General features: G+C 36.5%; 5 protein-coding genes. All 5 read right to left on the bottom strand.

What is annotated here, in order from left to right; translation table 11 throughout:
* Window positions 1–93 precede the first annotated feature (93 nt).
* The 5 genes from FIU95_RS04305 to FIU95_RS04285 all read right to left on the bottom strand — a co-directional run bounded on the left by FIU95_RS04305 (window position 94) and on the right by FIU95_RS04285 (window position 11881).
* Entirely contained in the window at window positions 94–1035 is a 942-nt protein-coding gene (locus FIU95_RS04305) for a sulfotransferase domain-containing protein (RefSeq protein WP_152451827.1), read from the bottom strand.
* 128 nt (window positions 1036–1163) lie between these two features.
* A complete protein-coding gene (locus tag FIU95_RS04300; RefSeq protein ID WP_152451825.1) occupies window positions 1164–4100 on the bottom strand; it encodes a glycosyltransferase in 2937 nt (978 codons plus the stop codon).
* 54 nt (window positions 4101–4154) lie between these two features.
* On the bottom strand, window positions 4155–8669 hold the full coding sequence (locus FIU95_RS04295) for a hypothetical protein (RefSeq protein ID WP_152451823.1): 4515 nt from the start codon (window positions 8667–8669) through the stop codon (window positions 4155–4157).
* A gap of 1182 nt (window positions 8670–9851) precedes the next feature.
* Complete coding sequence (locus tag FIU95_RS04290) at window positions 9852–10730, bottom strand: class I SAM-dependent methyltransferase (RefSeq protein ID WP_152451821.1); 879 nt, start codon at window positions 10728–10730, stop codon at window positions 9852–9854.
* Between the two features lie 455 nt (window positions 10731–11185).
* The gene (locus FIU95_RS04285) at window positions 11186–11881 is read right to left on the bottom strand and encodes a CatB-related O-acetyltransferase (protein ID WP_152451819.1); all 696 of its coding nucleotides are present in this window, start codon (window positions 11879–11881) and stop codon (window positions 11186–11188) included.
* Window positions 11882–11932: the final 51 nt, after the last annotated feature.

Below are 11932 nucleotides of genomic sequence, written 5' to 3'. Positions count from 1 at the left end.
TAAGTCCTCATTTTTTATTTTGATTGCCAAGGTGCTGTTGCTCCAAAAACTACAACCTAAATACAAGAAATGAATTTGTAGCCATCAATATGTTTATTTTAGTTTAATCGCTCTAAATATTTTTGAAAAACGATCTCGTAACCCTATCCCAATATTGCGGTTCTCGGCACTAATTCTTAAAGTCTCAGGGATAGCTTTTAACTCCGCTTTTCCCTCTGGGAAAATTCGTAACATGTACTCAGACCCATGAGCCTTCGGTAGATATTCAGGATACTCTAGTTTCCAGTCAGAGCTATCATATTTCAGATATTTTATGTATTTCTTAAATATTGGCTTGAAAAAAACTACATCTTCCTGAGAATACCATTTTCTCCAGTTTCCATGGGCCTTGCTTCTGACAACTCCTTTATAATTTTTGTTAACTGACACATTCTTCCTAATAGGGAATGAGAGATATTCTTCTAATTTCTCAACATTCCCATCAATTAGATCTTCATATTTCAAAATAAACCAGTCCTGGCTTGCTCTTCCGAGAAATTTCATAACTCTGTCATAGGTATCTAGCATCTTTTTTGAAAAGGCTGGATAGAAATTAGGATTCTGATTAAATAAAAATATACAGGGAATGTCTTTAGGGTTATCTTCTTTGTACTTGACAAGCCTAAGTGTTCGAATAAATTTTTCCTTATCTGGTCTGTGGACCCAATGCCAACGATAGAAAATCTGGCTAACAAACCTATCGCGGGGATCTCTGACGATAAATATCTTTTTATCAAAATATTTCTGAAACGATAAAACCTTTTGAGGGGTAATGCCAGAATCTAATAAGGCCTTAACAATCTCATTTTTACTAGATTTTATATTGGAGCTAATACCTTCTTTAGCATACCTAACCCCATCGGATTCCTCAAAAATTTCAAAGGGCTCAAAGACTTCTTGGATTCCTGTCCCCAGGTGATTCTCCAGAGAAGCTTTTACCATGGTATGCAATATCGTGGTGCCCGACTTACTCAACCCATAAATTAAAATTCTCATGCTAAGTGTTCACTAACTTTAAAATAACCAAGTGAATAATCCCTATCATAAACCCTCCTAACGGATCGGAAAGAAATCACCTCTTTTTGAATACAAGATCGTTTTATAACTCAAGGCACATTGTTTTATTATACTTTTTCCGAAAACGATGAGAGGTGCTCAATTTTCTGTAAAATATTTCTGAAGCGCCCGAGCATTTTTTTGAAACTATAGTTTTCAGCAGCATGCTGTCGACCGGCCTGCCCCATTTGAACTCGCAATTCTTTATCATAAATAAGCTGTATCACTCGTCTTGCGACCATTTCAATTTCACCAAATGGAACAAGATAACCAGTCTCACCGTCTACAACTAGCTCAGAGAGTGCCCCCCAGTCGTAAACTACCACTGGCCGTGCTGCAGCCATAGCTTCCAGTATCGTGCGCCCGAATGATTCTTGAAAATGCGATAGGTTAACAACTATATCGACGCTGGCTAAAGCTTCATCTGGGTTAGCAATATATCCTATAAATTCAATACACTTTGCAATTTCGCCAGTTTGCTGTTGAGATCGTACATACCTTATATGCTCATTCTCTGGTCCAATCAGTTTACAAATAACTGGTATAGCACGTTGCTCAAGTATTTTTGCTAAATTAACAAAATCTGCCAAACCTTTTTTTGGCAAGTTATTACTAATCAACGCTATACAAATAGGAGTATTTTTAGTCTCCAATGTCTGAGAATTCGATTTATATCGAGTTACATCTACTATATTTGGTACTACAACAGAATTTGGTGCGGCTATTTCCTTTTCCACGATACGAGAGTTAACTAACGTAATATCGGCCAAAACCCTAACACGCTCGGTAATTAATTGAGCACTAGCTCCCAATGCCTTACAGAGAGCATCATCGTGAAAAGGAAGTTCACGAACATGAATTATAGTAGGTATCTCTAAAGCTCGAGCCGCAAGTAGTGGCTCATCAAGCACTAGCGTATTAGCATACACTGCTTGAATATCGTATTTTTTTACTAACTTCTTAAACTGTTCTAAGGTTCGCTGACAGGGAGGACGGCCAGAATTCCACCAACCATATGGTAAAATTTTTACAACACTTGCTAGAGACTTTATGTTTTCTACATATTTAGAGTTCAAAGCATTTGGTAATGTTACTATCAAATTGACTTCTAACTCATTCAAGACGGTTAATACATCTAACAGGCTGCGTTCAGCGCCAAATAAATTGCTGTCAACCTGGTGCGCACAAACTAACAAATTTAATGAGCCCGACCGAGGTATCTGCGTTCCAGTTATTTCTGGAGTAGGTTTTAATCCTTTCTCTTTGCCCACAGTAAGGTAATGATAAAGACTAGGCAGATTATCTGATCTAGCCTCTGGATAATGGTATCCATATCCAGAGGTACTGAACTCTGGGCCTGGATCCCTCCCCTCTAAAAAACCAGTTAACCAATAGTGCTCAAACAGATCTACTGATGTATCTTGCAAGTCTGGGTATTGCTCTAAATACCAAGCTACATCAAAATAGCGTGACTGCTGAACCAGGTCGGAAGGATTAGGATTCTCAACAGGCTTTTCATCAGGACAAATTGGTGCTGGCGCGATAAACCGTCGAAATTTCGGATTTTCTGGTAAATAAAGATCTTCTACCGATTTTGCCGCTCTGTGCCATCGCTTAGCAGCATCTTCATAATATTTTCGAATACCATTAAATCGTGTAAAAAGACTTGTTTCACTACATCTACTTAATGAACCTTTACTAATACGACCAAAACTAAGCGGCACACCCGGTAAGACTTCAGTTAAAGCATTTTCCCCAAAAGCATGAAGAATACGATAGTAGTACTCAGTGTCCCCATTCACAGTAACCCTATCCCAATAACCTAATACTTCAAATACAGAGCGGCGAAACATCAATGAAGAGACATTACGATATACCCAGCTATCCTCTAATCTCCAGTGTGAGAAATGTAGATCATTGGTGGTACGCACCCAATGTGAAGTGCAACCTACTTTAAATGGATCAGATAATAAAGCTTTAACTTGGTATTCAATCTTTTGAGGATGAGACCAATCATCACTATCATGCGTGGTAATTAGATCACCACTGGCTATCTTCAGGGCAGTATTCCGGGCCGCATAGGCTCCTTGATTTTCTTCATGGCGCAATATCCGTATTTCCAAACCTGGTCGCAAGTGAATACTTCGCACAAAATTTTCAAGAAATTGCCAGCTGGTGTCTTTACTAGCGTCGTCCACAACCAAAATTTCTAGGTTCCGCCAAGACTGATCGCATAAAGAACGAAGTGACGTTTTCAGAGTTTTCTCAGAATTGTAAGTGGGAAGAATTACTGAAACTCTTGGCGATCTTTCATCTCCCACAACAGGCAAATGCTCTGCAGGATGGAGAGAATCTAAACTTAGTGTTTTATTATCCTCGCCAGATAAATAACACAGCCCATTAGGTATAAAGACTCGATTGATAGCTTTTAAAAGCAAACAATTCATTTTTCTATCAGAGGTATGGTTAGCTTTACTCTGTGAGAGTAGATTGACCTCTGCCAATAGAATATCAACCTGCCCTGAAAACCGCTGGGCTAATATTGAAAGTGATTTCTGAACTATCGTCTGTTGCTTACAGTGTAGTGCTGCTTCAAATAAAAGTAAGAAAGGACCCGCATGTGAGGGATCAGGACTATCTGCACATCGAAACGATGATAGAGAAACCAAAACTTTCGACCAATCATCAATTGCAGCATACCAACGCGCAATAGCCCATGCTGCGTAAAATCGCTCCTGGCAAATTTCATTTGAAGAATCCGCTAGTTGTTTGAGCCGAGGTAGGAGTAACTTATCTCCACCACGCCAAAGATGGTATTCCCAAACGACAGCGCGATTGAGAAATGGACGTCTACCTTCAAAACGACCATGTTTGATATAGTGTGCCCACGGATTGACTCCAGCATCGGCAACGTCTGGATAAGTCTGTAAATACCAGTGAGAATCGAAGTGGTCAGAGACCTGTGATGGATAGTCGCAGCCTAAAGGAGTAACTCTCAGGATCATCTCCACAAGCCTGCGACATATACGTTTTATATTCAGCACAATTTTTACATTATCTCAGCATGGAAGAGGTTGACGGCCTTCCTCCTTACCCATGGAGATATAATGCACCAGTGGATTGAAACCACTATCTTTTACATCCGGATTAGTATCTAGATACCATTGACTGTCGAAGTCTGGGCTAGGATTACGTCCTTCAAAAGCACCGAGTTTCAAGTAATGTAAAGCGGGATCATGAGATGAATCCTCATTCTTAGCCACATCGGGGTAAGAGTTCAGATACCATTCCGCATCAAATAAACCTGAACGATGGATCTGATCCAGTTCCTTTTTCTCTTTACGAATCTTTTTAGTATGCTTACCGAATGGTAAGCTGACCTGAAGTACCTTTTTTTTAACAGGCTGATGGTTTTTCTCTGCTGCTCCCACCGAATCACCTGCTACTTCCATGCGTAGAGATGTCAGTTGTTCTTCTTTCTCCTCTAATAAACGAGTCATTAAAGTCAATTCTTTAAAGCGCTCATCAACTGAATGTTTAGTATCAGTAAGTTCAGATTTCAAAGATTGAACTTGGATTTGTAACCTCTGTTTCGCTTGCAGAAGTTCATCGCGCTCCGTCTCGATAAGCTGTAAAGATTTTTTAAGTTTTTGACAGTGAGAATTCAGATCCTCTTGTTTTTTATCTAAACCCTGTTTTGTCTTCTCCACCTTCCGCAGTTCATCAACATAAGAATTTATTGATTTCTCAAGCTGCTGGGAGCGCTCCTGACTTGTTTTTAGCTGCGAGTCTTTTTTTGCGAGGTCTGCCTGCAAGATATTAACAGTTTTCTCTTGATTCTCTTTAGATTCTCTAAGTTGTTCAAGCTTACTTTCTTGAGTTTGTAATTGATCCTCTAAAGCAGAAATAGTTGTCTCCGACAGTTGAATTTTATCAGTTAAGATGCGTAGATTTTCTGCATTTTGTGACTTTAATTCAGCCGTTTGTACCTCTGCGTTATTTAGCAATTTTTTAAGAGAGGCCATCTCTTTATTATTTTTTTCAATAACTTTTTTATTAATTATTAACGCCTCTTCCTGAGTATGCAATCGATCTTCAAGTATAACTTTATTATTAACTGCCTGATCAAGTTTAAGCTTGAGGTTTTCTATTTCATGACTAAGCCGGTTATTAGTTTCTTGTAATTGATGCCAATCGACTTTTAGTTTTTCAATATATTTTTCTAGGTCATGGTTTTCTCTCTCTAAACGATCAGACTTACTCATGTTCTCTGCAAGGTTATGCTTCAGATCGTTATTATGGCTTTGTACCTGCTTCAACTGTCTCTCTTTATCCTCAAGAATTTCTACCCTCTCATAAAGCTTCATTTTCTCAGAAGCTGAACTTTCATATTTTTGTTCAAGATCAATAAGCTTTTGCTCTAATTGATTTGCATATTTTTGTGAGCATTCCCACTTCTTCTCTTCATCCTCGAATGCCTGCACCCACTCATCAAGCTCTCTTTCAATCGTTGCAGTTTTCTCCAAGTTCTGATTGAGCCTAACAAGATCAGATTCTAGTTTTTTTGCATGGATTTTATCCTGTTTCCAATTTTTTTTATCCGCCTCTAATGCCTGAAAACGCCGTTCGATTTCATTCTTTTCTTTGATTATTGTCTCATGATTACGTTGCAACCCAACAAAATCTTGTTTTAATTTATTAGCATTAAGTTCAACTTGATGCCATTGCTCCTGCTTCGCCAACAAAGTGCGCAATTGCTCTTCGAGAGATTTTTTTTCTGAACTTATAGTCTCATAACTTTTTTTAAGATTATTAAAATTTGATTCTAAATCATTTGTATATTTTTTTATTTTTTTCCATTCACTTTGCTCTTTCTGAAAAACTTGAACCTGGCCCTCAAGCTGATTATTTTTTATATCGATACTTTCATATTTTCGTTCAAGATTAGAAAAATCCTTTTCCAATTTATTATAATTCACTTCCACTTCACGCAATTGCTGATATTTTTCCCTGAGGGTTTCTATTCTATCTTTAAGCTTTCTTTTATCATCTGCATCTTTCTCGGATTTGTCTTGTAAGTCGACTAGAGATTGCTCTAGTTTTTTGATATGAACTTCTGCCTTCGTCCAGTTCTGCTGCTCCTCAAGAAGTGCTTGTAATTTCTCTTCTTTGTTTTGTTTTTCTAGGTTGGCAACGTGTAAATCATTTTCAAGTTTTTCAAGGTTTTGCTCAAGCTGTCCTATGTGTTCTTCCCTCAATTGGAACTGATGTTGTTTCTTAAGAAGAACTTGTATTTCCTCTTCTAACTTATTTTTTTCTAATTCCGTACTCTTCGACTTACGAGCTAGCTTTAGAATATCTCCTTCCTGCTTACTAATTTTTTCATATGCATTCTGTAAATTTTTCTGATCCTCAAGCAAAACCTGTACTTGCTCTTCAAGTTGATTCTTAACTAAATTAGAGCTCTCCAACTTACGTTCGGATTTTTCAACTTCAATTTCAAGATTTTTCACATGTTCTTGTACATGTCTTGATGTCTTCTGCTCTTCCTGTAGAATCTTTATCTGCTGCTCAAGCTGGTTTTTCTCCAGCGCAATCTTCTCATTGTTTTTTCTTAGTTGTGATAAATTTTTTTCCAGGTTATTAATATGATCTTTCTCTAAGATCCATTTTTTTTCTTTCTCATCAAACTGTTTTACTTTTTTCTCTAACTTATTTTTCTCAAGTGTAGCTTTCTCAAGTTCAACTTGTGAATTCGAAAGATATTCCTCAAGGACCTTTATGTTATCTTTTTCTAGTCTCCAATTTTTCTCCTTTTCTCGAAGCGATTGAACTTGTTCTTGCATCTGTCCGTTTTTTAAAGTAAGAATTTCAGATCTGCACGTGACCTCTGATATATTATTTTCCAATTTTTTAATTCGTGCCTGTGCTTGCTCTAACTGCTGCTGCGTGTTCTGCAAAAATTCTACTTGCTTTTCAAGACCAGATTTTTCTTCAATATAGCTTTTTGAGTTAATTTCAAGTTCATTTATTTTTTGTTCGAGTTGTTTAGCAAGAGCATCTTTTTGTTTCCTATGTTGCTCCTTATCAGCCAACGCAGACTTTAATCCATCGTTAAGAGCTCTCTGAGTATCTAGTGCCTCATCCCTTTTGATAATCGTGTCTTGTGCTTCTTTCAACTTCTTCTTAAGCGTTAAAAGTTCTTGTCTATTTTTATCTTCTGATTCTCGCTTTTGTTCATTTTCAGATTCTAATAATTTTATTTTTTTTCCAAGATTCTTTACATTCTCAGCATGTGCTCGATTCTCCTCAATAATTCTATCTTTATCATCCTGCAGTTTTTTTACGATTTCACTATGTGTAGTTAACTGCTTCTCCAGCTCTACGCATCGACTAGAAAGCTCAGTACTATCCTTCAATTTATCATTATAAAGTTCCTTTAGGTTCTGGTGCTCTTCTTGTGTTCTGGCCAACTCATCTGCACTTGATTTTGAGCGCATCTGATAATTCATCAATTCCTGTCTTAACTCCAAACCTGCTTCTTGTAGCTGCAAAAGCTGTTGGTTTCGGTTATCCATTTGCCGGTATTGTTCATCAAGCCTTGAACGAAGCTGGGAAACTTCAGACTTGAGTTCATCACGAAACTCCTGCAAGATACTAACTCGTTCGGCTAGTTGGCCACGTTCTTGTGCATGCCGCTCCAATGCTTGATCCATGCGATTATTAAAATTAACTAGTTCCCTTCGCTTAGATTCCAATTGTAAGCGAGTATTTTCATAGTCTGCTCCTAATCGCTCTAATTTACTTTTCTGATCAGCAAGATTTACCTTAAGCACTTCTGCTTTTTCTAGATATTCATTCGCCTTCAGAGCGTCTTTACATGTGCGGCCTAAACGAGCAAAAACATCCTTGACAACCTGTAATGCTGAATTTGACTCTCCCTGCTCAAATAGATTTGAAAGTAATGGATTCAAATCTCTACCCAAAGAGATAGCCCCTAATCCATCTCCGTGATGAAAAGCAAAGGAGGGGTTATCTTTTGCCAGAAATTCAAAAGCTTTATAATTTACATTTTCCTGAGAACGCCGGGAAATACCAGGTATAAGTATTAAGCCATAGCTCGATATTTTGGGGGTCCATCGAGCCATTAAGCCTTCAAAATCATCCTCATGAAAGGCGTTCAATAACAGCAAATCAACACTTGAATCCTCAAACTGCCCGCCAGTCTTCATAGACGAACTATCAAGTAGGTAGGAAAAACTATCAAAATTCTTCTCATGATACATTCTTATCTGGTCATCAGAAGTAGAGGAATCCTCACTTTTCCCTATACAAGTAGCATAGCAACGGGTGTCCAGCCGAAGACGCTGAATAGCTTGGCATAATGCAAAGTGCGCAACCCCAGACTCTATTCCCAAAGTTATTGCAGTCCTAGGTTGATGTGCCTCTATAAGCCAAAACAAAAAAGGAACATGCTCTAACCAAAGTGAAGAGCGAAGATAGTCAGGCTTCCAAAACATAGAGCTCTGAGCAAGTGAATTAATTGCAGGTTTTATTGCCAAGTCTGATTGCATTTTCGTCTATCCCTTTATCGATAACTATTTCACTTGTAAATTCAATTTATTCAAAAAATTTAATAAAATTAAGGTCAGTCAGTGTTATTAAATGCCATACTCACATGTTTTTACTATTTAAATATTTTTAAATAACTTTAACTATATGCTTAAGTTATCAATAATGAAAGTTTATAATATTGCTCAAAACTTACATTTGGAAAGCGTGAATTGATAATCTCAACTTCGTACAATCTAGCTGTGCGACTATCCGTAACCTCCTTGAATACGTTGGTACAAGGCTCTCCGAAAATACTTTTAAACCTCAGACAGACTATCAATTCTTGAAATTGCTACTTTTCTCACACTTAAACCTAATCTAAACTTGTCACCTATCCGACTTCGACAGCGCTTTAAGAAGTATCCAATTCCCCTGAGATAGTAATTTTATAATCCTAATTTAACTTATTAGGTATCATAAATATTTTAATTTTATCGCTCTTTCTGGATCCCAAATCTGAAAATCTTATTGGATTCCGCTGAAGACATAAACAGTATATGAATTTAATTCTTAATTGTATTTCAACAACCCAATTTATACATCATTAATGCTATAGATCATAGATCCATCTTCTTGAGTGGCTTGTTGTATGATTTTTATCGTGAATATAGTATTTACATGGTACTGCTGACCTCCTTTGAAAGGGGTACATATTAATTGAATTTTTATCCCTATTGACATACCATAAAGGTTAAGTTTTAAAGTATCGCAGATAGTGATAGTTTCTAGTATATTTATTAATAACAAATTTCAAAGTTCACACTTTCGAATTTAGGGCTGAAGAAAACTTCATTCAGAAAAACATAAATTGTATTTTTTTAATTAAGAAATAAAAACAGGCTAGGAAAACAATAATTCATTCTTATATTTATTAGATTTAAATAGAATATAAAAATCGAACAAACAGACAAAATGATATAATATGGCAAAAATATGCTATCGAAAGATCCTATTATCTAGACAGCGGTTCAATTTGTACTAATGTGCCTTATTTTGATAGAGATAGTTAATAGACACTAAGGATTAGTTTAAGCTATTCTAAGTAATAGCCCCCCAAAAAGTCTATTGTTAAAATAGGGTATATGAATGATTTGATGTCAATTCACAGTACTCCATGGGTATAAATAACATCAGATAATTTGCTAGCCTATATCATGATCGTTCTCTTGTAACGGAAAGCTCAGGCCCAAGACACGTGTAAACACGTCATCTTGATCAGTGAATTCCTCTTTTGACGATGAATCAATGGATGTATTTTTGTTATTAGGCCTTATCATCCTTCCAAGTCCTTTTTCCAGCGGATGATACTCCAGCTCAAAATCATAGTCTTGCGCCCAGCGCTCACAAATATTCTTTTCTTCCTTACGGATAGTATCATCCATCCAAACTTCAGCTTTCCGTGAAAGACGGTTAAATAATGCTGGTAAGGCAGGATAGCGACTATATAAACAAGTAGCTCCAGGGGGGCCATCTACCCAAAGCAGATCAACATTATCAATCCCTTCGAGAATCGATAGTGGATACCAGCGTGGTGGCTTATCAGAATCATCAGAATTCAGATGCTCACCTTCCCAGAGTTCTAAATCTCCAATTCTTAGATCTACCCAAGACTGTAAATACTCAACTTGAAGAGATGATAATGTCAGGGACCCATAATATTCACTATGTTCAATAGATATCAATTTACCTTTACCGTTTTGGCGTAATGCATCAGCAATCACTAATGTAGAAGCACCGCTACCGAGTTCAACTACAATAGTGGGGCGAGAACTCATGATATGGGTATGCAACCTTAGTAGAACATCTGGTGATGCCGCCCAACCCCGCAGTGGGGGAAGTTGTCCTTTGATAGATAAGCGTTTCTGAAGCCAGCTAAGACTTTCAAGTTGGGCATATACACGATTCTGAACAGTAATTAAGTCCCGTGTGAGCTTATTAGAATTTTCTTTACAAGTCTGTAAAATCTTACATTCTAGCTGCTCAAGTTGATTGGTGGAATCATCAGATACATTATTAGTCATAGCCAGTAAGAATCTCATTTCAGATTTTATGTTCAGTTATGTCTACCTACGGTAGATCATCTTTATCTTGCTACAAAAAATATTTTTTCTAAGGAAAGCATTATACCAATGATCAACTAAATTTATCCAAGCAAAAATATCTACTTAAGAACTACGCAATATTATATCCAATTTTGTCAACATTTTTGACTTTTAGGTATTTCCTATCTTGATAGATAAATTAAAACAAGCTGATATTAATAAAATTTTCACAAAATTTATCTATCATTTATACTAATAGTCACTAATTAAGAGAATTTTTGATATTTCTACTTACATATATTTATAATTAGTTTTTTTTAATCAAATTAACCGCACTGCTTGAAAAGTGGCTGATAAAGGAGCAATTTTTTTAAAAGCTAATAAGAAATATTTAAAATTCGACTCTCCTATACACATTAATGAGAGATCTGAACCTATATTAAACTATAAGTCCCATACTTTTTGTATTTTTCTTTTGGAAATGCTTTGAGGACATGCAATCGATCAATCAATTCTAAATTTTTAGTCTCTGATAAAATATCTTTTGGATACTCCCACCAATTGCTTGTCTTAATAAAATCAAATAAAGAAGGATCGATACGATATCTAATATGCCTTGCAGGTGCTCCAGCTATCACACTAAAAGCCTCAACGTCTTTAGTAACAACTGAGTTTGCACCAATGACAGCACCTGTCTGAACTCTAACACCTGGTAATATAACTACACCATCCCCCACCCAAACATCATTCTCTAAAATTACTGGATTAGTTGGATTTTTTTTTGAAAGTCCAGGATAAGTAGTCAAGTTGGTCATTTCATGTGAGCCAGCACCAATTGTTACTCGTCTCCCAATCGAACAATAACGTCCAATAAAACTTTGCTTTAAATATCCGCCTTCACCTACATAAGAATGGGCACCAATAAAAGTTTTATATTGACCTAGTAAAACAGAGGAGTTAAGTCTGACTGATTCCTCGAAATATGTATTACTTAATGATTTAGTTTTTTTTACATTTATGTTTTGACAATCATTAAGGGAGATTGAAGTTGAAAAAGAACTAGAAATAATAGGTAACTCAGCAAGAAAGCAATATAACTTATCAAAAATTAATGGGTTAGATAATAACATACCCTCTCCCCGCAAAAAATGTGAACGAAATCAATCAAAAACAAACTGCTT

The organism is Microbulbifer sp. THAF38, assembly GCF_009363535.1.
Lineage (GTDB): Bacteria > Pseudomonadota > Gammaproteobacteria > Pseudomonadales > Cellvibrionaceae > Microbulbifer.
Note: the sequence above shows the minus strand (reverse complement) of the source record. Positions and strands in the feature narration are given on the sequence as shown.